18 protein-coding genes are annotated in these 24997 nt (G+C 49.9%); 13 read left to right on the plus strand and 5 right to left on the minus strand.

All coding sequences use genetic code 11. The annotated features are described in order from the left end of the window. Positions 1-50: 50 nt before the first annotated feature. Both D3H65_RS20290 and D3H65_RS20295 read left to right on the plus strand, forming a co-directional pair. Positions 51-392: a tunnelling fold family protein gene (locus tag D3H65_RS20290; RefSeq protein WP_119052062.1), complete on the plus strand. Its 342-nt coding sequence runs from the start codon at positions 51-53 to the stop codon at positions 390-392. A gap of 12 nt (positions 393-404) precedes the next feature. Further along, entirely contained in the window at positions 405-1283 is an 879-nt protein-coding gene (locus tag D3H65_RS20295) for a MerR family transcriptional regulator (protein ID WP_119052063.1), read from the plus strand. 121 nt (positions 1284-1404) lie between these two features. On the opposite strand, the gene D3H65_RS20300 is transcribed toward D3H65_RS20295, so the two are convergent. Beyond that, positions 1405-1620 (minus strand): hypothetical protein, encoded by a 216-nt coding sequence (locus tag D3H65_RS20300; RefSeq protein ID WP_119052064.1) that lies wholly within the window; start codon positions 1618-1620, stop codon positions 1405-1407. A 698-nt stretch (positions 1621-2318) separates the two neighbouring features. Further along, positions 2319-2966 carry a hypothetical protein gene (locus tag D3H65_RS20305; RefSeq protein ID WP_162915737.1) on the minus strand — a complete coding sequence of 216 codons (648 nt, stop codon included), beginning with the start codon at positions 2964-2966 and terminating at the stop codon, positions 2319-2321. 812 nt (positions 2967-3778) lie between these two features. On the opposite strand from D3H65_RS20305, the gene D3H65_RS20310 reads away from it, so the two are divergent. The 8 genes from D3H65_RS20310 to D3H65_RS20345 all read left to right on the plus strand — a co-directional run bounded on the left by D3H65_RS20310 (position 3779) and on the right by D3H65_RS20345 (position 14745). Beyond that, on the plus strand, positions 3779-4537 hold the full coding sequence (locus D3H65_RS20310) for a hypothetical protein (RefSeq protein WP_119052066.1): 759 nt from the start codon (positions 3779-3781) through the stop codon (positions 4535-4537). A 359-nt stretch (positions 4538-4896) separates the two neighbouring features. Continuing rightward, positions 4897-5625, plus strand: coding sequence for a hypothetical protein (locus tag D3H65_RS20315; protein ID WP_119052067.1), 729 nt, complete (start codon positions 4897-4899; stop codon positions 5623-5625). A gap of 975 nt (positions 5626-6600) precedes the next feature. Beyond that, entirely contained in the window at positions 6601-6984 is a 384-nt protein-coding gene (locus D3H65_RS20320) for a hypothetical protein (protein ID WP_162915738.1), read from the plus strand. A gap of 119 nt (positions 6985-7103) precedes the next feature. Continuing rightward, positions 7104-8492: a TolC family protein gene (locus tag D3H65_RS20325; RefSeq protein WP_119052069.1), complete on the plus strand. Its 1389-nt coding sequence runs from the start codon at positions 7104-7106 to the stop codon at positions 8490-8492. Positions 8493-8501: 9 nt separating this feature from the next. Next, on the plus strand, positions 8502-11732 hold the full coding sequence (locus tag D3H65_RS20330; protein WP_119052070.1) for an efflux RND transporter permease subunit: 3231 nt from the start codon (positions 8502-8504) through the stop codon (positions 11730-11732). A 30-nt stretch (positions 11733-11762) separates the two neighbouring features. Then, the gene (locus D3H65_RS20335) at positions 11763-12854 is read left to right on the plus strand and encodes an efflux RND transporter periplasmic adaptor subunit (protein ID WP_119052071.1); all 1092 of its coding nucleotides are present in this window, start codon (positions 11763-11765) and stop codon (positions 12852-12854) included. A gap of 148 nt (positions 12855-13002) precedes the next feature. Next, a complete protein-coding gene (locus D3H65_RS20340) occupies positions 13003-13770 on the plus strand; it encodes an SDR family NAD(P)-dependent oxidoreductase (protein ID WP_119052072.1) in 768 nt (255 codons plus the stop codon). 81 nt (positions 13771-13851) lie between these two features. After that, positions 13852-14745, plus strand: coding sequence for a helix-turn-helix domain-containing protein (locus D3H65_RS20345; RefSeq protein WP_119052073.1), 894 nt, complete (start codon positions 13852-13854; stop codon positions 14743-14745). Positions 14746-14933: 188 nt separating this feature from the next. Here the strand turns inward: D3H65_RS20345 and D3H65_RS20350 are convergent, their stop codons facing one another. The 3 genes from D3H65_RS20350 to D3H65_RS20360 all read right to left on the minus strand — a co-directional run bounded on the left by D3H65_RS20350 (position 14934) and on the right by D3H65_RS20360 (position 20648). Next, a complete protein-coding gene (locus D3H65_RS20350; RefSeq protein ID WP_162915739.1) occupies positions 14934-15308 on the minus strand; it encodes a DUF4870 domain-containing protein in 375 nt (124 codons plus the stop codon). A gap of 214 nt (positions 15309-15522) precedes the next feature. Further along, positions 15523-17889: a T9SS type A sorting domain-containing protein gene (locus D3H65_RS20355; RefSeq protein WP_119052075.1), complete on the minus strand. Its 2367-nt coding sequence runs from the start codon at positions 17887-17889 to the stop codon at positions 15523-15525. Positions 17890-17957: 68 nt separating this feature from the next. Continuing rightward, the gene (locus D3H65_RS20360) at positions 17958-20648 is read right to left on the minus strand and encodes a M14 family zinc carboxypeptidase (RefSeq protein ID WP_162915740.1); all 2691 of its coding nucleotides are present in this window, start codon (positions 20646-20648) and stop codon (positions 17958-17960) included. Positions 20649-21338: 690 nt separating this feature from the next. Here D3H65_RS20360 and D3H65_RS20365 point away from each other — a divergent pair. The 3 genes from D3H65_RS20365 (at position 21339) to D3H65_RS20375 (ending at position 24979) form a co-directional block, all read left to right on the plus strand. Continuing rightward, positions 21339-23609, plus strand: coding sequence for a TonB-dependent receptor (locus D3H65_RS20365; protein WP_119052077.1), 2271 nt, complete (start codon positions 21339-21341; stop codon positions 23607-23609). Positions 23610-23654: 45 nt separating this feature from the next. Continuing rightward, on the plus strand, positions 23655-24314 hold the full coding sequence (locus tag D3H65_RS20370; RefSeq protein ID WP_119052078.1) for a hypothetical protein: 660 nt from the start codon (positions 23655-23657) through the stop codon (positions 24312-24314). A gap of 83 nt (positions 24315-24397) precedes the next feature. Then, a complete protein-coding gene (locus D3H65_RS20375) occupies positions 24398-24979 on the plus strand; it encodes a hypothetical protein (RefSeq protein WP_119052079.1) in 582 nt (193 codons plus the stop codon). Positions 24980-24997 lie beyond the last annotated feature (18 nt).

A 24997-nucleotide genomic window follows, 5' to 3' on the forward strand; every position in this document is an offset into this window, starting at 1 on the left:
AAGTTGAACAAAATAAGCATACCTTTAATTTGTTAATAAAAATAAATTTCATGCAAAATGGCAAAAAAGCGGCCGCGCTTTGTGCAGGTAAGGATTTTATGCTGAGTGAAGCGGTCATGGAAATGGGTGACAATCATTTGTCTACATCGGATGATACCCCTTTACGCCCCGGCGCATTTGATATGGATAATGTAGAGAAGGTAAAGAAGATTGAAGGGCTGTTCAGGCAGCTGATGGAAACCCTGGGGCTCGACCTCACTGATGACAGCCTGCGTGGCACGCCTTTACGGCTAGCCAGGATGTATGTGACCTCTTTTTACGGAGGCAAGTTCGGCAATGCAGCCGTAAAAGAAGAGTTTTTGCGTTATGCAGGCATGGCCACTGTTTATTAACTTTGCCGTCTTATGAAGCTCTACCACATATCCGAGCTGGAACAATTGTCAGGCATTAAAGCCCCTACCATCCGTGTATGGGAACGTCGGTACAATCTTATTGAACCTGGCCGTACCGACACCAATATCCGGATGTATGATGACCGGCAGGTCCGTAAGCTGTTGAACGTGGCTACATTGTTGTCGAATGGTTACAAGATATCGAAGATCGCTGAACTGGATGAGGATGACATGCATGCCATGGTGCTGGGATTACAGGGCAGTACTGATGATGCCGATTCGGTAGCCACGTCGTTTGTCAACGAACTCATTGTGTCAATGCTGGCTTTCGACGAAGTGAATTTCGAAAAAACTTTTGCTGCCGCCGCAAGCCGCTACGGGCTATTTGAAGCTATGTTAAACGTGTTTTACCCGCTGCTCCATAAGATCGGCATTATGTGGTCGACCGAAGATGCAATGCCTGTACAGGAGCACTTTGCATCCGCTGTGGTACGTCGTAAACTGATCGCCGCAACCGATGCCCTCGTCCTAAAGAGAAAACGCCGGAAGAAATTCTTGCTGATGCTGCCGCCGGGGGAATGGCATGAGATCGGGTTGCTTTTTGCCAACTACATTATTCGCGCAAAGGAGGTGGAAACCATTTACCTGGGACAAAATGTTCCTTATGAGCAGGTACCTGCTGTTCTGGAAAAAACCGAATTAACTCATGTCTTGTTGTTCTTCATTGCTCGACCCGAACAAGATAATCTTACGTATATTCGTAAAGCGATGCAACTACCACGCGATCTACCACTGCTGGTAGCCGGAAGTCATAAGGCAATAGCTGCTTTGCATTTGGGTTCAAACACACATCTTCTAGAGTCGCCGCATGATCTTTTAAACTACTTATAACACCTACCGTACAGCAAGGCTATTTCCCTTGCTGATTCATATTGTTTATGCCGGTTCACGAAGCAGGCCCCGCTCTTCCGAACGGGGCCTGCTTCATAGGAATACCAGATGAAAGGAACGACTACTTTTCCTGACTGCCATCAGTCACTGCCTGGCTTACGGCACTGGCTACTGTGCCTTCAACAGCCAGGTAACTGGCTACCTGCACCACGATCGTTGGCAAAGCCACCGGTGTGGTGAGGATCGTGCCGCTCACCGCGGCAAGGATCAGGCTCCAATTCCGCAGCTTCACAAAGAAGGGCGGCGTGGGCGACTGCATTCTTTCCTGTATACTCATATGATACTTTTGAATGTTAAAAAATAACTACATCACCAGGACGCTCACAGCGAATCACTAAAAGCTAACAGTTAGCAGATTATCCCTAACTCCTGACTGCTAATATTGGGTTTTTACAATGAACTATTGGTAGCTGCATGTCTCAGCCAAAACCTGCCCTTTATTCCCCGCTGCTGGCGGACCACTGTCCAGTGCCTGGTGGCTGGCTCACCGAAGGCCTTTATTCATCACAGCGGCAAAATAAAAACCAGTGGCAATAGCCCTCAGCCAATAGCTACCTGCAAAAGCAGATAACGACAGCTAATGCCAAAAAGTAAATCACTAAACCCAACCGCTAATAGCTACCTGACTGCTAAAGTCCAAGGCTAGTAGCTGATACCAAAACTCAGCTGATAACCGCTAAAAGCTAAATCCTGGAACCTAACTCCTAACAGCTAACTCTACATCCTCAGTTCGTGTTGCACAACACTACCATACATCAACCGTGCTTAGGGGCCCCGTCCACACAGTCGATCAGCATTTTTATGTATACTTCGCCTGGTCCCTCAAAAGAAACCCAACGAAGCAAAAGTTCTTAATCCTAATAATCCATTCAATCCAACAAATCATGGTCACGAAGCAAAGCGGAGTGAAAGAGCTGCTTTCGAAGCAATCGTGTATTCGCTAACAGCTAAAGGCTAAAAGCTAATACCTAACCGCTAAAAGCTAACCTTTACAATCGTCAACGACTTCGCCCCATCCTGTTGCCGCAAAAAATAACGGCTCCCCACAAACTGGTAAAACTCTATCCCCATCACCACAACGATCGGCCGCCGTGTTCTTGCAGGAAAGGAAAGTTTCAACGAAGTCGTAGTAAGCTGCTGCACATCCAGGAAACCACTTTCCTCGCTAGTCGTCAGGAATTTCATACTCCTGAAGTCCAGCACAGCTGCAGCTGCCAGTATCTTTATATGCGTAACCCGTCCCTCCCATCGCAGATCACGTACCGGATCGAAAGCAGGTATATTCAACATGCACACGCCTTTGTTACGGTTAATCGATACATCATACCGTCCGTTAAAGGTCCTGTACAGTGGTTTACGCTTATTAAAGTCAAAGCCTTCCAATAGTTTAAGATTATCTGAAGTTATCTTCCCCAATGCAGCAGGATACTGCTTATCACTCCGCAGCAGATTAAATACACGCCAAAACAAACGACAGTCCAAATGCTGCTCCTCCAGGTTGAATAAAGGTTTGTGGAAGGCGTCGCAGATCAGTGTGCTGTATTTATGTACCCTGTCAAAATCAGCCTGGGGTATCCTATTCTTTGTTGATTGCTTATTAGTAATTGTTGTATGTATGCGCATAATAAAAAAGCTTATTGATGATAGTAAGACATTAATGTCTATCTGTTCATCACAAACATACAACACGCAGATACCCGTTTCCAATACCCCATTGTATATTTCGTAATTTTTGTAAAAAATCGACGCACATTACGTCGATTTTTTACAAAAATTACAAAATTGACATTTTATACAATGGCACATTTGGAAATCGCCTGTCCGTCATCGTATGTTTGTTGTGCAGTGTTACTGAAAGAAGAAATTAAAGACAAGCACGAAGAAGAAAAAAGCAAAATAAACGACAAAAAGAAAAGTAGAACCAACCGTCTCTTCAGTATGCCTTCAGTATAGCTTCAGTATACCTTCAGTATGGATAGAGTATGCTAATAGCATCAAACACAAAAACAGCCCTTTTTTGCATAAAGTGGTAGGGAAGCTGGCGCCTCCCACCCAAAGCAACAACGGATGTATATAGGTTGTACCGCGGGCAACCGCCTCAAACAGTTCTTTGGAAAAGCAGTCGATGCAGACGGATCATGATTGTCGATTAACGTCTCTTCCTATTTGTCATTTCGACCGTAGGGAGAAATCTGTTATCGAAGCAAGCGTATCTCATTAACGTTTCTCCCTTCTTTGTCATCTCGAACGAAGCGAAGCGCAGTGAGAGATCTGCTATCGAAGCAAACGTTTCGAAACAACCGTGTATTCATTGCCGATTGCCGGCTGCCGATTCACGAAGTCATCGAAGCAACCGTGTATTCGCTCGCAGCTCGTAGCTCACGGCTCGCCGCTTTCTTCCAAAGAACATTCATTCATTTTTAAACAACAAACAAATGCCAAAGCAAATAAGCCCCATCGTCAAGCTCAAAGGAGCCATCGACGATATCAGCTTTTACAAAACCCAGGATGGGTTCATGGCCCGGCAGAAGACAGCCATCTCTGCCGATCGCATCAAGACCGATCCCAAATTCGACCTCCTTCGCAGGGCTGGTCAGGAATTTGGCACAGGCGGCAAAGCCGGAAAATTGTTCCGCGATATATGGAACACCGAGCTCAACAAAGCCCGTGACAACCGCGTCACCAGCAGGGTTACACAGGCCATGGTAGCCGTATTGCAATCCGATCCCACCAGCGATCTAGGCTTGCGGCGCGTGGAAAATGGCGACCTCACCTTGCTACAGGGATTTGAGTTCAACATCGGTGTGCCTTTTGCCGCCTGTGTCAAGACCCAGTTCCCGCATACCATCGACCGCGTATCCGGTCAGGTCAGGGTCAACCTCGTGTCCCATATCCCCAGGCTGGAGATTGCACCCCCCGACAATGCGACCCATTACAGCATCTTTGCCGCCGCCGCAGCAATAGATTTTGCAACTGGTGAGTATTCCATCACAAGGCAAAGCAGTGCCAGCCTGCCCTGGGACAATGATCCCACCGTGGCCTCCGTGCTGCAGATGGCTGTGCTGCCCGCTACAACCCTTCCCATCTTCCTCCTGTTGGGAGTCGAGTTTGTGAAGCTCGTAAACGGTAAGTCCTATCCACTCAGTAAGGGCCTCAGTTCCCTGCAGGTCTGGGCAGTCGATCAACTGCCTTAACCCATCAAAGGGTGGGTCGCCCTTTCCGGGCGGCTCACCCTTTTTTTCATTTCCAACGGAGTGAACTCTCCCTCTTTTGTTCATTCGAACGGAGTGAACACTCCCTCCTTTGTCATTTCGAACGGAGCGCAGCGGAGTGAGAAATCTGCTATCGAAGCAAAACTTGTCCCGCTCTGCGGGACGCCTCGAAGCACAACTTGTCCCGCTCCGCGGGGCGTGTATTCATTCCCGATTGCCGACTGCCGACTGCCGACTGCCGACTGCCGAAGCAAACGTGTATTCTTCTGTATTCTGTATTCTGTATTCTGTATTCTGTATTCTAAATTCTAAATTCTGTATTCTCTACAAAAACAAAAACTATGCTATACAAAAACAAAATATCCCGCACCGCCATTCCCGGCTACTCCCTCATCCCCAAAGACGACCACTACCAGGTAAAAAAGATCACCCTTACCGCCGAACGCGTAAAGACAGATCCGGCCTTTCACCGTACCCGTATATGTGCCGGCGACTTTGCCAAAGCGGCCCGCCTCGGCAGGCGCATTCGTAATGCCTTGTTGCTGCACTCCAGCATCAAAACCACTGCGCCCTTGCTGGCAGGAAGATTACATATTGCCCTCCGTACCAGCCCATCGGCTGACCCCGACTTCAGCACCGCCTGTTTCGACAACCTCCTTGGCTACAACTTCAATCCCCGCGTCGATTGGCAGCAATGCACCACCATCCAACCCGATGTGGTAGCCAATATTCATAAGAACTGGATCACTACCAGGCTGCCCGCCTTCATACCTACAGAGCAGTTGATACCGCCCGGGGGCATTACCCATTGCCGCATCTTTACCACCGTGGTTGCCATCAATTGCAAAGAGAAAGAGGAAGCCGAGATCATAACAAAGACCACCACCCTCATCCCCATTAAACAAATGCACATAAAACCCAGGCACCTCACTGCGGAACTAACCCACATGAAAGGCCGCCTCATCATCGTAGCTCTTGGTATCCACTGGTACGGCCCTGCGGGCTATAAAGGCGCCATGATCAGGAAGCCCCCCGGCCCCCTGACGATCATTTATATCCGGCACCAGTAAATATTTATAATTTGTTTTATGGAAAAAATTAGCCGCTACATCTCATTAGTATAGCCTTTGTGAATAGATCTCTCACCATTAAGTACCACTGATTCTTTTTACAATGATCGCCCCCATCGATCATAGTTAGTTCTACATTACCCAACCAGGTAGTGCTACATACACCTTATCCCCGGCTATTTTTTTGTTAACAAGGTGATAAAACTAAAGCTATGCCATCTATCTATGGCGAGGCTGGCCCATGACACACGGACCACCTTGCTCACCACACACGCCGTTAGCAACAACGCCATTGCAAGCGTACTTCGCATTTAACATTTACAATATATTAACACTAAAAATAAATCCACTATGGGAAGCTCCCGAGAATTTAGGATAATCGAAAACAAGCATGTACAGAGCTTAATGACAGTGTCCCCGCGCACAGCAACCCGCTCCTTGCAAGACACCAGGGATGAATTCGATAAACCTTCCGGGTTCCCGGTTTACCTGCCGAGTTCTGTAAACATATGAAGCTCGACATAGACAAGGTCTGTAAGTTCTTTAATTGGGATTAAAAACTATCCCGAAACCATAAAAAAAATAACTTATGAACAACATTAAAATCAACTGCTGGAATTCGTTCAGCTACTTCAACGAAGATGGCTGACCAAATACCGAAAACGCAATGAGTCAAATAATTTGATCAGTCAACCTTACAAAAAACCGGCGGCCCCTCACTCCCGCCGGATTGTAAGGCTTTGTAGGGCTGATGAAGATCCATCAGTGCCCCCAATGGCCATTTGGCAAACGGCATCCACATGCCCGACAATTTGAGGAGCAGGCCCATCTTATCTGGCAGCATACCCCATACCACATTAGGATTCCATTAGAATTGGAGGCCGTCCCTGCTGTTTCCCCTGCTTTTTTGAAAAGTAATTGTTATTACACCGCCGGCAGGCTGTCAGAGCCGGCATTTTCTGTAATTTTAGTCCCATGCGAAGAACCCATTCCCCACATTCCCGGCTATTGAAAGCATTCCTGCTGGGCGTGTACCTGGTATTCTTCGCCGTTCAGCTGCATTTCCGGTATGCCTTTTTTTCTTTTTTTCCTTCCACCGCACACCAGCCCGTGCTGCACCAAACCGTGCAGGTGCAACAGCAGCAGTCACCCGGTCACCAGCAAATACAGGTGGCAGCACCACAGGTAAAGCTCAACAAGCGCTACCAGCCCCAAAGCGTATTTGAAGGACTCCCTGCCCTGGAAGTTCCCAAAGAAACCTATACCGCTGTCGAACAGCACAGGACGGTGATAGTGGCCCCCTTGCACAGCACCATTATTCTCCACGTCTTTCAGCGTGGCCCTCCCCGCAATAGCTGATCCATCTTTTATTCATTGATGTAAACAGGCCATCGGCCGATGACCCTGCCCGGTATATACCGGTCTATTCATTCATACAATGGCAGGTTGCCTGGCAACCGCCTTAATTTCTATTACACATGTATATAGCTAAACTGATCCGTACCTGGTGCGGCGGGTTCCTGGTAGTACTATGCCTGCCCGCGATGGCCCAGCAACAACCCATTGGCCTCAAGGAACTATTGGCCCGTGTAGCCGCCAATGCCCCCGCCCTTCTCACCGACTCCGCCTCCATCCACATCCGCGAAGCTCAGGAGGCTGCCACCAAAGCCTTCAGGCTGCCCAACCTCCGGCTCAATTACCAGGTAGATGCAGGCACCAACAACAATATGCCCGGCGGTTATTTTTCCTACGGCATTGTGCCCGGCAATTCCAGGGTACGCACAGAAGGCAATGCCAATACCATCCTCAGCGACCTGGGTATTGCCGCCTTCGATTGGGAACTGTACAATTTCGGCGGCTTTGAAGCACAACAAAAAGCAGCCCATGCCGAAGTGGAAGTAGAACAGGCCCGCTTTGTGCAAAGCAAATACCAATGGCAGGCATATACCATTCAATTATACCTCCGCTTATTGCAGCTGCACGACCTGCAGGCTATCCAACAGCTCAACATCCGGCGCAACCAGGAGATCCGCTTGTCCATCCAATCCCTCGCCAAAAGCGGCATCATAGCAGGCGTGGATACCAGCATCGCCGAAGCAGAGTTGTCCCGCTCCCGCCTCATCTACCTCGAACTAGGCAACCAGTTCAAGCAATTGCAACTACAGCTCTCCGCCATCAGTGGCATGCCGGCCCCGCAGCTGGTGCCCGATACGGCGTTTGCCCAACAATTGTTACAAGAGGCCAACCCGGTCCGGCTGCAGGAAGCCGACACGCTCCACCATCCCGTCATCGGTTATTACAGGTCACTGTACCGCAATAGCCTCACCAAAGAAGACCTGGTGCGCAAAAGTTATTATCCAAAGGTGTCCCTGCAGGCGGCCGTATGGGGGCGTGGCGCCAGTGTAAGCCCCGCCGATGAGTTCAGGCCCTTATCAAAAGGACTGGGTTTCGAAAGAGCCAATTACCTGGTGGGCCTCGGTGTTACCTACAATATTTTCGATGCCAAACGAAAGAACCTCCAGCTCCATACTCAAAAAGCAACCACCCGCTACGTGCAGCAGCAATTATCCGAACAGCAAAACCTTTTACACCTCAGCATCAGCCAGGCAAATGCCGACCTGGAAGTAGCGCGCGAGCGCCTGCAGGAAATTCCCCACCAGCTGGCTGCCGCACAGGCAGCCTACCGGCAGAAATTCTCGCTCTACAAGAATGGACTCACCAATATTGTAGACCTCAACGCCGCACTTAACCTCCTCTACCGCGCAGAAACCGATTATACCAATGCCAATTACGCCTGGTGCAATGCATTGTTCCGCAAAGCCGTGCAGGAGAACCAGGTGGAGGCCCTCTTAAATACTTTAAAATAATTCAGCCCTATGTCCTTAGTATCCACAGCCCTCAGGCGCCCCATCACCACCATCGTGGTCACCATGAGCCTGCTGTTATTTTCGGTCATTACAGCCAGTAAGATCCCCATTGATATATTTCCCCGGCTCAACCTGCCCACTATCTATGTCATAGAATCCTATGGCGGTATGTCCGCACAGCAAATGGAAGGTTTCTTCTCCACCCGCATGCAGGACCAGTTCCTCTATGTAAATGGCATCCGCAATATCAGCGCCAAAAACATACAGGGCCTCACCATGCTCAAACTCAGCTTTTATGAAAATACCGATATGGCCGAAGCAGCTGCCCAGGTAGCTTTACAGGTCAACAGGGCCATGAAGTTTTTTCCGCCCGGCGCCTTGCCGCCACAGGTAGTACGCTTCGATGCTTCTTCCCTGCCCGTAGGTCAGTTGGTGATCGCCGGCAGATCGCGCAGCCTCAAAGAGATCTACGACCTGGCTGCTACCCGCGTACGCCCTGCTTTTGCCAATATACCCGGCCTCTCGGCCCCGCCACCCTTTGGCGCCAACTCCCGCACCATTACCGTCAATGTAGATCCCAATAAATTGCGCAGCTACAATCTTACACCCGATGAGGTTGTCACCGCACTCTCTAAGTTCAATGTGATGTCACCATCGGGCAACCTGCGGCTCAACAATACCATGTTCCTCACTACCACCAATACCCTCATTAAAGAAGTGGAAGAGTTTGGCGACATACCCGTCATTACAAAAAATGGCGTGCCCGTACTCATCAAAGATGTGGCGCGGGTAGCCGATGGGTCCGACATCACGGTAGACTATGCCCTGATCAACGGCAAACGCTCCGTTTACATTCCCGTGGTAAAAACAGCCGATGCCTCTACCTGGGAAGTAGTGAAAAGCCTGAAAAAGAAGCTGCCCGATATGCAAAGCCTCCTGCCCGATGACGTGCAGCTCTCTTATGAGTTCGACCAATCCGTCTTTGTCGTCAATGCCGTCAAAAGCCTCATCACCGAAGGCAGCCTGGGCGCGCTCCTCACGGGCCTCATGGTACTGCTCTTCCTGCGCGATCTGCGCAGCAGCCTCATTGTCGTCATCACCATCCCCGTATCCATCCTCATCGGCCTGTTATTGCTGAGCTTATTTGGACAAACCATCAATATCATGACCCTGAGCGGGCTCGCCCTGGCCATCGGCATCCTGGTAGACCAGGCCACGGTGACCATCGAGAATATTCACCAGCACCTCGAAATGGGCAAGAACAAACGGCTCGCCATCTACGACGCCTGTAAGGAAGTGGCCTTCCCCTTACTGCTCATCCTGCTTTGTATACTGGCCGTATTCGCCCCCTCTTTTTTAATGAATGGCGTGCCAAAAGCAATGTTCCTGCCCCTGTCACTATCCATCGGCCTCACCATGATCGTATCGTACATAGCCGCCCTTACACTGGTGCCCATCCTCTCCAACTGGATGATCAAAGCCGAACGGTACCAGTACCACCACGGCCAGCTGCACGCACATGCCGGCCAGGCCCTCGATGAAAAAGAAATAAAGCAGGTAGCCCAGCACCTCGAAGCAGAAATGCAGCAGCCGCAAAAGAATGATCGCTTCGAACGCATCAAACTGCGTTACAAAAAGATATTGGAGAAGAACATGCCGCGCAGGCAATGGCTGGTGCCGCTCTACCTGGTGTTGTCAATCGGTGCGGCAGCAGCAGGATTTATGGTAATTGGCAAAGACATGATGCCCAAACTCAATAACGGACAATTCCAGGTACGGATCAAAGAGCCCGATGGCACCCGCCTCGAAAGAACAGAAGACAAAGTGCGGCAGGTATTGCAGATCATCGATACCACCGTGCAGCACAAGGTGGCCATCAGTTCCGCCTATATCGGGTTAATCCCCAGCAGCTATGGCACCAGTAATTTATACATCTTCAATACCGGCACCCACGAGGCCGTGATACAGGTAAACCTCGATCATGAATACAAGGTCAATATGGACGATCTCAAAGAAACCCTGCGCAGGAACATACAAAAGCGCCTGCCGGAAATGCGCATCAGCTTTGAACCGATCGACATGACGGAGAAGATCATGAGCCAGGGCGCAGCTACCCCCATCGAAGTGCGCGTAGCCGGAAAGAATATGAAGGAAATAGAAACGTATGCCAATAAACTGGTCAATAAGTTCAAAGACATTCCTGACCTGCGCGATGTGCAGATAGCCCAGCCCCTGAAATTTCCCGTAGTATCCATCACCATCGACCGCCTCAAAGCCGCGCAGCTGGGCCTCAATGTCGCGGATATCGCTCGTTCGGTCACAGCCAGTACTTCCTCCAGCCGGTTTACAGAAAAGAACCAATGGCTCGATGAAAGCAAAGCCTATACCTACCAGGTGCAGGTACAGGTGCCCGAATACGTGATGAATACCATGGATGAATTGAAAGAGATACCCCTCGTAAAAGGACAAAGCAGTCCTGTACTGGGTGATATTGCCGCTTTCACCACCAATTATGTACCGGGTGAATATGACAGGAGCGGCCCGCGCCGTTTCCTCACCGTAAGCGCCAATATCCACCATAAGGACCTCGGCTCGGCTACCGCTGCCGTGGAAAAAGCCATCGCACAGGCAGGCACACCACCCAAAGGCATGATCACAGAAGTACGGGGTATGAGCAACCTGCTTACCGAAACATTCAGCAGCCTGCAGCAGGGATTGCTCTTTGCCATCATCGTCATCCTCTTGTTACTGGCCGCCAACTACCAGTCGTTCAAACTGGCGCTTACGGTATTGAGCACCATACCCGCTGTGATTGCCGGGTCACTGGGCTTGCTGTTGCTAACAGGTTCTACCCTCAACCTGCAATCCTATATGGGCATGATCATGTCTACCGGTGTATCCGTAGCCAATGCCATCCTCATTGTTACCAATGCCGAAAGCCTGCGCATCAGTTACCGCGATGCTACCCGCGCTGCCGTTACCAGCGCAGCCATACGGCTGCGCCCCATCCTCATGACCAGCTTTGCCATGATCGCCGGTATGATCCCCATGGCCTCTGGCATGGGAGAGGCCGGAGAACAATCCGCACCATTGGGCCGGGCGGTCATTGGCGGGTTGGCCGCTTCTACCCTGGCAGCCTTGTTCGTATTGCCGCAGGTATTTGCCTGGATGCAAAAGAAAGCAACCCTCAACTCCCCCTCCCTGATGCCAGACACCCCGGCAGCAGGCGTTGATAAATAAATTCTCATCACACACAGTAAAATACAGTTCATGAAATATTATAGTCTTAGTATAACCACCCTTACCATCAGCCTCCTCTGTGCCTGTGGCCAGCAGCAGCAACCGGTAGACATGACGGGCGACAGCACTACCAACACCCACAGTAAATATGAGATAGGCAGGGTAGCGGAAAAACCATTGGCCAGCTATGTAAAACTCCCCGGCCAGTTAAAACCCTTTGAAGAAGTGAATATTTATGCCAGGGTCAACGGTTTCATAAAAGAGGTGCTGGCCGACAGGGGCACCACCGTACACAAAGGACAGGTATTGATCACCCTCGAAGCTCCCGAACTGGAATCTCAATTGCAGGCAGCTACTTCCAAATATGTACAGGCCCAGGAAAATGCCGTAGCCAGTAAAGAAAAATACAGGCGGCTGAAAGAGGCCGCATCGGAAGCCGGCGCCGTGGCGCCGCTCGACCTCGACAATGCCTTATCCCGCATGCGGGCAGATGAGGCCATCGTATTGTCCGAAAGATCCAATGTAGAATCCATGAGCAATATAAAAAGCTACCTCACCATTACAGCTCCTTTCAATGGGGTCATCATACAGCGCAATGTATCCGCAGGCGCACTCGTAGGCCCCGGCAGTAAATCCAACGACCAGCCCATGCTGGTATTACAACACCTGGAAAAACTAAGACTGGAAGTATACATCCCCGAGGCCTATGTAGACAAGGTAGACCTGAAAAGTCCGGTAAGTTTTGTTTTCAATGCCATGCCTGGTCAGGAAAACAAAGCCACCATAAGCCGTTCCGCCAATGCCCTCAGCAGCCTGCGTTCCGAAGCCATTGAGATCGACATTAACAACCACCACCTCGACCTGAAACCCGGCATGTACGCAGAAGTAAAGATACCCCTGCTGTCACAGGCCAAATCCCTGTTGATACCCAACAATGCCATTGTACGTTCTACAGAAAGGCAATATGTGATCACCGTAAAAGAAGGAAAAGCCATGCTGGTTAACATCCAGGAAGGCCTGAGAACCCATGATTCAACAGAAGTATTTGGCACACTTGCGGGCGGTGATGAAATTCTATTACACGCTACCGACGAGATCAGGGAGGGAACGGTTATCAAATAAGAACAGCCTCCCAACAACAAAGGGCTGCCCACTACAAGAAGGCAGCCCTTCCTATACCTGTTTCAGAGAAATGTATAAGTCTTCCCTTTAAATGTACAAGTGCGTGCCCGGAGTCTGGTTGAACTTTGTGTTATAAAAATCAACAATCATGAACACATCAACCCAGCAACAAAAGATCGTCCTCGTCACCGGCGGTAGCAGTGGTATCGGAAAAAGTATTGCACTGCATGCTGCCAGCCGTGGCATCGGCGTCATCCTCACCTACAACAGCCACCCCGCCCAGGGACTAGCTGTAGCCGATACCATCAACAGCAATGGCGGCAAAGCAGTGGCCTTACCATTGGATGCTTCCAATACCGGTTCTTTAAATGATTTCGCCAGCCAGGTACTGGCCATACTGAAGAAAGAATGGAACAGGGACAACTTCGACTACCTCGTCAACAATGCCGGCATTGCCCAACGCTCCCTCATCAAAGACACCACCGAAGAAATATTCGATCAGCTCGTCAATGTAAATTTTAAAGGCCCGTTTTTCCTCACCCAAAAAATGATGCCCCTCATTATCGACGGTGGCCAGATCATCAATATCTCCTCCGGCCTCGCCCGCTTTGCTTTTCCCGGCGTAGCCGTATACGGCGCCCTCAAAGCCGCTACCGAAGGATTGACCCGCTACTTTGCCAAAGAATATGCCGGTAGAAAGATCCGTGTCAACGCCGTAGCCCCAGGCGCCATCGATACAGAGTTTGGCGGAGGCAAAGGCGATGAAAGCCACCGCCAGCAAATTGCTGCCATGACAGCCCTTGGCCGCCTCGGCGAAGCCGGCGATGTAGGCGCCTTTGTAGCCTCCCTCCTCTCAGAAGACAGCCGTTTTGTAAATGCCCAGCGCATAGAAGTAAGTGGCGGCATCATGATCTGAACAGCCCGGGGCATACAGCCGGCACGCAAACCCTTATCCTTTTTGTTGTAAATTTATAAGTGCATTTTTCAACTTACGATCATGGAATATGTAGACATCCAGTCCATTTCGGCCCTGCACGATTTCTTCCGCTACGAAAAACCGCAGCATCCCCTGGTAACCGTCATTGACCTGGCCAGGGTCGACCGATCGCACCGGATACCGGGCGCCTCCTACCGCCTGAACCTCTATTCCATTGCCTGCAAAAAAATAGAAGGCTCCTTTAAATATGGGCGCACAGATTACGACTTTTCCGAAGGCTCCCTCATGTTTACCGCCCCACACCAGGTCTTAACTCCCGGCATTGAGAACAAAGTGGAGGGCTGGGCCATCTATATCCACCCCGATTTCCTGCATGCCAGCAGCAGGGGACAAAAACTCACTGCCTATTCATTTTTTGGCTATGATACCCACGAGTGCCTGCATATTTCAGACACAGAAAAAAAAGTGCTGGAAGATTGTCTGCAGAATATCAAACGCGAGATAGCGATGAACCTCGATACCCACTCCCACAACCTCATCCTCACCAACCTCGAACTGCTCTTATCTTATTGCGCCCGGTTTTACGACCGGCAGTTCCTTACCAGGGTCAAAGCAAGCAATGACCTGGTAGAGCAATTCGACAGGCTTCTCAACGATTACTTCGCACAGGAGGCGCCCATTGAGTCAGGTATCCCCGATGTAAAATATTTCGCCGCACGCCTCAACCTCTCGGCCAATTACCTCTCCGACCTGTTGAGCAAATACACCGGCAAGTCTACCCAGGAACACATCCATTTGAAGTTGATCGACAAAGCAAAGTCTTTATTATGGAGCACCCAAAGCCCCATCAGCTCCATCGCTTACGACCTGGGATTTGAACATCCATCCCACTTCACCAAATTATTCAAAAGTAAAACCGGTTATTCTCCCCGCGAATACAGGAGTATGAATTAAGAAAGAGATGTCAGGCTGAGCTTGTCGAAGCCGTTTGTAGGGTGAGCCGCCCTTGTCAGGGTGAGTCGCCTTTGTCAGGGTGGGTCGCCCTTGTCAGGGTGGGTTCCCCTTGTCAGGGTGGGTCGCCCTCCAAGGGCGGCTCACCCTGACGCTGAAGTAGTTTGTCAAAGCCTGTCTTTCTTCCCGACTTACCTGATCAACCGGATACAGAAAGGATAACGGTATAGCTTACCTTCACTGGCGCGTATAGTAGCAACGATGATGAGAATAATAGCCACAATACTCAGGGCCCACAGCAGGAATATGCCAATGATCACAAAGATCAGGATACAGCAGATAATAGCATAGATGATCAGCGAGATCTGGAAGTTCAGCGATTCCTTCGCATGCTCTGCCACAAACTTCGAATCATCTTTCTTCACCAGGTAAATGACCAATGGCGCCCAGAATGCAACTACCAGGCACAATACATGACTGAGAATAGCCATCGTACGTTCATCCGAAGTAGGCGTATACAAGGGCTGCTCTTCGCTGCCCAGAAATGAATTAGGCTGCTGGCTCATAATGTTTATGTTTTAAGTATATAGAATAAGTAGCTGTTCCTGCTATTTTATTACACCCTGCACCGCACTATTAAGTTACTGATTATCCACACCATTACATAAAAATAATTTACCATATTAATCAGGTGCCCTTTCCAGTCCTGCAGGCCGCCAACTAAAAAGGGGCGCATCGCCGTGATGCCGCCCCCTTCATGGTTTCGTGAAAACTGAAGAACTATCGTTTTAATAATTTCTGCTGGTACAGGTCATCCGTGCCCGCCATCAGTTCCATCACATAAGTGCCGGCAGCCAGCCCGTCGGGCGCCTGGATGTTCAGCGTATGCGTGCCCTTGCTCAAAGATTCTATAGCACGGTACACCACCCGCCCATACATATCCAGTAAGCGCACCTGCACTTTTTCCGCACTCCGCAGGGTAAGCTGCACATGGATCTCTTTATCAAAAGGGTTGGGCATGATGCGCGCTACCTGCAGGTTTTGCTGACTGATCTTTACAATCGGCGAATACGTATATGCCCCGTTCACCCCCACCACCTTCAACCGGTAATAGCGGGTAAGCGCAGCAGTATTGCCCGCATCGGTAAACTGGTAATTGTTGATACCCGTATTATTGCCCTTGCTGTTCACCTTGCCCAGCGCCGCAAACCCCGTTCCATCCGCCGAGTACTCCACCTCATAATAAGCTATATTATGCTCATCCTTTACACTCCATTGCAGCAACGATCTTTCATCGAGCAGGCTGGCCTTCACCGACAGCGTATTGGCAGCCAGCACACCGTTCGCATAGAAACAGGTAGGGTGCAATCCACCGCCGCCCTGCGTAGGATCATTCGTATTGATAAAGATCGTATTGCCATTCTGATCAAACAGCATCACCTTCGATTGGTTACACACATACGTATTCGGCTGCGTCTTCACCCTAAAGGTCATCACCACCTTAAAAGGCGCACCGGGTTTAATAATACCATTCGATTGCCCCAGCGTGCTGATCAACCGGCCCCCCGCTATGGAAAACGGCATGCTGCCGCTTACATCTGCCACCGTCACCCCATTCAGTTTGGTAGAACCGGGAATATAATTGGTAGAAGCCGGTATGCCATCATACAGTTTTACACCGGCAGCATTCAGGTTGCCCGTATTCATTACTTCGATCACATACTCCACCGTATCGCCGCCTACTACATCCGGGCGGCCATTGATATTGCGGTAGGTCTTATTGGCCACCAGCACAGGCGCCAGTACCGGGAAACCACAACTGGTATAGTCACCATTCGTCCATACATTGTTGAGCGAGTCAGTCACGATCGACACACCCGCCATCGAAGCCAGGTTTACATTAAACACATTGCGGTAAGCCCCGCCGATATACACATTACCCGCCGGGTCTACCGCCATTGAATTGGAAGTACCGGGAAAAGGATTCACTGCACCGAGAAAAGTAGAGATCTTCGTATTGGGATTAATTTTATACAGGTTACTGGAATTAGCGATCAGGTACAGGTTACCCGATCCGTCTCCAAAAATATCACCACCACTTTCTGCCAGGATATTGTTCACCCCATTGTTCGCATCATTGACCAAAGCGCCCAGCCTCACGATAATGGGAGTGCCCGTCACGGCATCGATCGAAAACTGGATAATATCGCGGCCATTCTGTGTAATGGCATAACCAAACCCATCCGAACAAAAGGACATCCGGTTAATGTTCCAGCCACTCGACAGGTTGGTCTCCAGTGGATAACCTACAAACTGCTTGGCACAGATCGTCGGCGCATTGAGGTCTATATAACTCAGGTCCTGGGCAGCATTGGAATAATTGTTTACAAAATAGATCCGGTTGGTCTTTTTATCATAAGCAAGGGCAGAAGCATAGGTAAGCACACTGCCATTGGGCAGCGGAGCATTGGTAAGCGCATCAAAACAAAGCCCGTTGGCGCCATCGTATATCATAGGACTGGCCATCCCATTCGTGGTATTCACCATCTTGATATACCGGTAAGGCTTATTGGAAGGCGATTGAGGAACCCCCGTGGTAGTTTCTGATGTAGATTGATACACGATCGAACAGAACGGATCGGGCGTCAGGTTGGTAAACACCGTATTGGAACTCTGCGTTACGGTCACACCCTGGCTGGTACATTCCAGCATGGCAAAGTTGGAGATATTGCCCCCGTTGGCCGTCACCTTTACCCTGAACTTGATCGTAGCCGGCGCATTTGGGATCAGCACACCCACACCCCCCGCCGGCGATTTGATAAGCCCCCCCGTATTGGCATAAGGCATCTTGCCCGTAGCATCGGGCACAGCTACCCCATTCAGCGTGGTAGTGCCGGCGATATACGCACTGCCCGGAGGGATATTATCGTACAGCGTGGAACTGGTAAGATTGACCGTCGACAGGTTTTTTACGATGATCGTGTACTCCAGCACATTACCTTCCACAGCCAGCGTACCATTGCTATTGGTGGTGATATTGGCCACCGATTTGCTCAGGTCCACACTTTGGGCCTGTGTATCCTCTGCCATGCCCCATAGGAGCAGGACCAGGATGAGTACAATTAGGATAGTAGATCTGGTTTTCATTGAAATGGATTTGCAGTTAAAATATTGAACATGGTCTGCTGCCCCTTGCAGAAGCAGCCGTTTTGGAACTATTGCCTGATCATTTTAAATACCCTCTCTTCTCCTGTTTGCAGGTTACGGGTTCGCACCAGGTATACCTGTGCAGGCCATTGGCCTATGTCCACCTGCCGGTCAGTCACCCCACGCTCTACAACCACCGACTGTTGGTACCGCATCCTGCCGGCGATATCAGTGATCGTTACCAATACCGTTGCTTTCGCAGCCAGGTTGAACCGCAGGTGCAGCATATTTTCAACCGGGTTGGGATAAAGCTGTATACCATGCGCCGTCAGTACCGTCAGCGATACCATCCGGCTGTAATCTGCCCGGCCGCGCTTGTCCACCGCCTTTACCCGGTAATAGTTCACAGCGCCGGGTTGTACATCCACAAACCGGTAGGCGGCTCCTGCCGCCACCGTGCCGATCGTCACAAAATGCGCTCCGTCATCCGACCGCTCTACCTCAAAGTGATCATGGTTATTGTCGGTCACCGCCTCCCAGCTAATTTGCGCGCCCTGCGTGGTGCGCACCGCATTGATGCTGATAAACCGCACCGGCAGCAATTGCAGCGTCGATTTCACGATCTCGATATTATCGATGTAAAAACCATCCGCATTATCAGAGCTGTTGGAGGTAAACCGGAAACGGAAGTTCACCGCCCCATGGCCCAGGTAGTTGCGGAGATCGATCACTTCCCGCGTCCACGCTTCACGCATACCCGTGAGCGCCGGCTGGTTGCCCAGCGTACCCACATCTTCACACACCGTGTTGATGCCGCATACCGGTTGAAAAGTACCGCCCGTTGATAATTGCACCTGCAGCTTATCGTATGCATTCTCTGCCCGGTGCCTTACCCAAAAAGATAAATAGGCAGCCGTCGCATCCGACAGGTCGATATTACTATTGTAAGTAGCTGTAGAGGTCTGGCCCGCCGTATAATTGCCCGAAGGTGATTCACTCAGCGACCGGCTGCCCTGGTAAGCCGAACCCGTGCTGGTGCCCCAGGCGCCGGACAGCGTCCAGTTGCTGTTGGAGGTCCACTCCATATTATCGCTGAATACAGCTTCCGGCTGAAATATTTTGGTGATCGTATCATACTGGTTGATACCACCCGAATTGACCTGGTATACAAACCTTATCCTTGATCCCGCAGCCAAAGTAGCCGGCAGGGTATAGCTGATGCCGCGTTGTACCGAATCAAAATAGTTGGCAAAACTGTTAACAGTTACCGGGCTGCCAACCCCCTGTATATTTTCGATCGGTATGATCGATACCGTCACCGGGGCATTCGTAATACCGATGCGGCGCAGACTGAAATTAAAATTACCCGTCACCGTATTAACAGCCACCGTATTCATATCCTGCACCTCAAAATAAGAACCCGCCATATAAGCCATCTGCAGGTTGGCAAAGAACATGCTTTTGGCGAGCGGGATAATATTCTCCGGATCGGGCCAGAAACCAAATCCCGCATTGCCCGGCCCTACTTCTACCGTATACCCATAGGTTTTTTGTTTGGTGCCTGCCCCAATATCACCCGTTATATGCCAGTCCCGCGAATTGCCTACCGCATAATAACCTACCGTGGCCATGCCATCGCCGGCAAAATAGCCGTTGTAGCGGGCCATCAGCGCCGAAGCATAACTATAAAAAGAAAGATCGGGTGAGGTAAAACTATGATTGGCCGGACGGCCATAAGGAGTTACATAATAATTGCCATAAGCATGATGATCGATGGCAATCGTGAAATGCCGCGTCTCTGCAAAAGCCCGGATCGCCTGGGTTTCCGGCTCCGAAAAAGCAGAGGGACCTACATACGCATCATCACCCGGATCATGGGAAGTGCTGATGCCTGCACCGGTTACGCCCCAGTCCACATTATAATTCCGGTTGAGATCTACCCCGTAATCTCCGCCGCCATTGTTACGGCGGTTCTTCCGCCACATGCCGCCACCCGAAGGCGCGCTCGTCTCATTGTACCGGTAACCATCCGGGTTCACACAGGGCAAAAAGAAAAGCTCACGGCTGTCCACCAGTTCTTTGATGCGGTTATCCGTGGCATAATTTTCTACCAGGTATTGCATGAAGAAAAACAGGTTCATCATACTCATGCCTTCCCGGGCATGGTGCAGGCCCGTATAAAATGCTTCCGGCTCTCCTTCATCAGTCGCCACATTGTCCGATATCTTCACCACGATCATCGGCCTCCCTTCCAGGCTGGTGCCCGGCAATACGATCTTCTGCACAAGGGAAGGATAGTTATGCACCAGCGAATCGATGCGTTGCTGTATTTCCTGCCAGCTATAATACCCGCCATACGAGCCGGGAATAAAACCCGCCGGCACCGCTACATTCGTAAGGTGCGAACCACAGGGGCTTTCAAATTGCAGCTTGCCATTGAGCATGATGGCATCCGGTTGCTTGTAGAAGTTTTCCTTCCGGGCATATTGTTGAAAGTGCGCCGCTTCATCCGCTATTAATACAGAATAGGCCACGCCCGTTTTTTGCAGGATGGCCAGCGCCTTATTATCAATGGTAGTAATAAAAGTATTTTCCTCCTTATTCAATTCCCCATGATCAAATTCAACCCCCTGCGCTTGCAGCCAGGCCAGCCCTTCACGGGGTATCCTGAGGCTCACCCTGCTATAGGTGGTCTGCGCACAAATGGTGGTAGTTAAAGTGATCAATGGTACGGCAATTAAATAATGAAGCGGTTTCATAGGCTTAGACATTTAGGGATATGGTTAGCAGGCCCTCTACCGGGGTTAGGTAAAAGGAAACCCTTACGACCCGTCAGGTCGTTTCAACACGCCATAGACGTGCTGCACTTTTTTATAAGTGTTCAGTAAATGTTTACGATCGCCGGTAAAATGGCGGGTGACAGAAGATGACCGAATGACCGTTGCGGCACATACGCGTATGCGCGCGCTTGTTGGATAGTGAGTACAAGTGTTTCATAGTACAGAATTTTTGTACTGGATTAAATGATTATAATGGTAGCCTGTTGGCTTCAAAGCGGGGGTTATCAGGCGGGTCGATCCGGCCTGCGCTCAGGGAAAAAAGCAAAAATGTTCGCCTCGCAACCGGGGTTTACGGTGGAGGCCTTTCTACGGGAGAGGGTTAATACAAGAGTAGATCATTTTTTTTAGCCATGCAAGGTAGAATCCCTATGGGGAAACCACGTACAACTACAATTCACCCACCCCAACCCACAAATACTCCCGTTCGCATTACTCGCCTCTTTTACAATTAGTTGAATAGCAAAGTGGGTCGCCCTGCAGGGCTGCAAGGGAGCATGGCAGGGGCGGCTCACCCTGGCTATTCCGTACCCGGCCAGACAATTAACTTTATAATATTATTTGGTTTATTTTATAAACTACTTTAGTTTTGGATCACAAACAACCGCTACCATGTTCAAATTGATTCCCCTCATCCTTTTACTCCTCACCTGGATCGCAGGTTCAGCCCAGACCACCGTATCCGGCAAAGTGAAGGATGGGAAAGGCCGCCTCATTAACGGCGCCAGTATAGCCATCAAAGACTCTTACGACGGAGGCACCTCCGATTCTACCGGTCAATACCGGTTCAAAACCACCGAAAAAGGAGAACAGACCCTGCTGGTCACCTCCATCGGTTACAAATTGTACGAGCAAAAGGTCACCCTCTCCGGCACATCCATCACCGTGGATGTGCTGCTCAAAGAGGAACCCAACGAGTTGACAGCCGTAGTGATCACCGCCGGCACCTTCGAAGCCAGCGATACCAAACGCGCCACCGTGCTCAACCCCATCGACATTGTTACCACCGCCAGCGCCAATGGCGATATCACCAGCGCCATCAAAACCCTCCCCGGTGCACAGCAGGTAGGAGAAAGTGAAGGCCTCTTCGTGCGCGGTGGCACCGCCCAGGAAACCAAAGTATTCATCGACGGCACCCTGGTCAATAACTTTTTCTTCAGCAGTGTACCCGATATCGCCCAGCGCGGCCGCTTCACCCCTTTTATTTTTAAAGGAACAGTATTCAGCTCAGGCGGCTACTCTGCCTTATACGGACAGGCTTTGTCCGCTGCACTGATCCTCGAATCCATCGACCTGCCCGAACAATCCTCTGCCAGCCTGGGCATATCTACGGTAGGATTGAGCGGGGGCTATCAACAATTGTCCAAAAAGAAAAACGCCAGCTGGGGCATCAACTACAACTATACCAACCTGGCGGCTTATTTCGCCCTGGTCAAACAAAGGGTAGACAATTTCCATACACCCGAATTTCACAACGGTGAATTTAATTTTCGCGTCAAGACCTCCAAAACAGGGATGCTCAAATTCTATGGCTATTCCAATTACAGCAACCTGGGTGTGCGCAGGGGCGATATAGATTCAACCGATCTTAAAAATGCCTTTAAGCTCACCAACTTCAACGTATACGCCAACCTTTCCTGGAAAGAAAAGCTGGGCAAAAAGTGGAAACTCTATATGGGTACTTCCTACAGTGACAACACCGACAAGATCAACAATGAATTGCAGAACCAGGCCAACGAGCCCCAGCATATAGAAGATGATCCCTATGGTAGCAAAAGCTTCCAGGCCAAATCCTATGGAAGCCTCGCCCAGATCAAGGCCGTATTGGAAAGAAGACTCTATGGCCTGAGCGCTATCCGCTTTGGCGGCGAATACATGTACTTTAAAGACCGTACCGATTTCACCAACCGCTTTGTAGCCAAAACACAAAACAGTATCGACGACCAGTTCAAAGCTGCCTTTGCCGAGACGGATATTTACATCACCAACGACCTGGCAGCCAAAGTAGGCGGACGGCTCGAACATTCCTCCCTGCTGAACAAAGCCAATATTGTTCCCCGCATTTCACTCGCCTACAAGCTCACCGATAAAGCACAGGCATCACTGGCCTACGGCGTATTTTACCAAAAGCCCGAGAAGGATTATTTCCTGCGGGGTTATACCTTCAACGACCTGGCCTATACAAAAGCCACCCACTACATTGCCAATGTACAGAAGGTGACCAGGGATTACACCCTGCGCGTGGAAGCCTTTTACAAGAAATACAACGAGCTCACCAAAACCTTTACCTCCAGCGGCAGCAAGGTGATCGACAGTGTGGGCGGCGGCGGCTTTGGCCATGCAAAAGGTATTGAAGTGTTCTGGAGAGACCGTAAGACCTTCAAGAATGTTGATTACTGGATCTCTTACTCCTATCTCGATACCAAAAGGGATTACCTCAATTATCCCTATGCTATTCAGCCCAACTTCGCAGCCAAACATACAGCCAGCCTGGTGGTAAAGAAGTTTGTTTCCAAACTCAAAACACAGTTCAACGGTTCTTATACCTTTGCCTCTGGCCGGCCTTATTACAATATCCGCTACGACAATGGCAGCGCCAAATTCACCATTGCAGAGCAGGGTAAGACCATCCCCTACCACAGCATGAGCTTTAGTGTCAACTACCTGCCCAATATCGGTAAGCAGGGCGCTAAAAGATTTGCCGTATGGGTGTTCTCCGTCAACAATGTGATCGGCAACAACCAGGTATTCGGCTACAACTTCTCTGCCGATGGCACACGGAAAGAAGCCGTGGGCCCAACAGCCAAACGTTTCTTCTTCCTCGGTTGCTTCCTGAGTTTTGGCGTAGACCGTACAGACGATGTGATCAATAGTAATTTATAAAAACAAAGAAATAATTTACCAAACAATTATATAAAAAACAGCAATATGAAAAAGCTCATTGTATCAGCCTCCCTTTTATTCTTAGTGATAGCCGCCACAGCACAAAGTGAAAAATACACCAAGGCCATGCAGGCCAATGTAGCCACCATCGACTCCCTGCACACCGCACAAGCCTGGACCGATATGGCCAATAATTTTCAACGCATTGCCGATGCCGAAAAGACACAGTGGCAGCCTTACTACTATGCAGCACTGGGCTATGTAATGACAGGTTATATGGAAGGCGCTGCAACAGGCGGCACTGCCAGCGCTGACAAAGTAGATCCACTGGCCAATAAAGCAGAGGAATTGCTCAACAAAGCAGAAGCATTGAGCAAAGACAACTCCGAGATCTTTTGTGTAAAGAAGATGATCGCCACCCTGCGTATGATGGCCGATCCCATGAACCGCTACATGACCTACGGTCCGCAGGCTGCCGAAGCTTTACAAAAAGCCAAATCACTCAATCCCGAAAATCCAAGGGTGTACCTCCTGGAAGGACAGGACAAATTTTATACCCCTGAGCAGTATGGCGGCAGCAAAACAGAAGCCAGGACTTTGTTTGAGACATCCATCAAAAAATACGAAAGCAGTAAACCGGCAACAAATATCGATCCCCAATGGGGCAAATCACAGGTGCTGTTCTTCCTGGATCAGTTAAAATAGTGTATATCATGTGCATTGTCCACGGCCGGTCTTCACCAGATTTGCCGTGGACAACTTTATATTTGAGCCATTAAATAATTGTAATGTCAACACAAAGCCTTTCGCCTGAAGAAAGTTTACGGGTCATCCAGACGATGATCAATAAAACCCGTCAGCAGATTTCCGGGCAAAGCCATTATTTTCTGGTATGGGGCTGGTGTACCCTGGCAGCCTGCGTGGGTCAATTTTTACTGATGACAGTATTCCATTCTCCCAGGCATTACCTGGTATGGCTCATTACCATACCCTGCGCCATCTACACCATTTGGTTTTCTTCACGCGAGGAAAAGAAAAACAAAGTAAGGACCTATGCCGCTGATAACATGAGTTACCTGTGGACCGGGGTGGGCATTTCATTTTTTGTGGTGAGCGTGATCTTTATGAAGATCGGGTGGTTCAATTGTTATCCATTTTATATTATGTTTTATGGCCTGGGATCCTTTGTATCGGGCCGCATATTGCGTTTTACTCCCCTGGTAGTAGGGGGCATTATCAATTGGGCGTTGGCCCTGGCTGCCATCTGGGCGCCCTTTGGTTACCAGCCCTTGTTTGCTGCTGCCGCTTTGTTATTTAGTTATATTATTCCGGGTCACCTGTTGCGCAGCTCACAACGGGAATCAGCGTAGTTCAAAAAGTAAATGCAT

This window comes from Paraflavitalea soli, from assembly GCF_003555545.1.
GTDB classification, from domain to species: domain Bacteria; phylum Bacteroidota; class Bacteroidia; order Chitinophagales; family Chitinophagaceae; genus Paraflavitalea; species Paraflavitalea soli.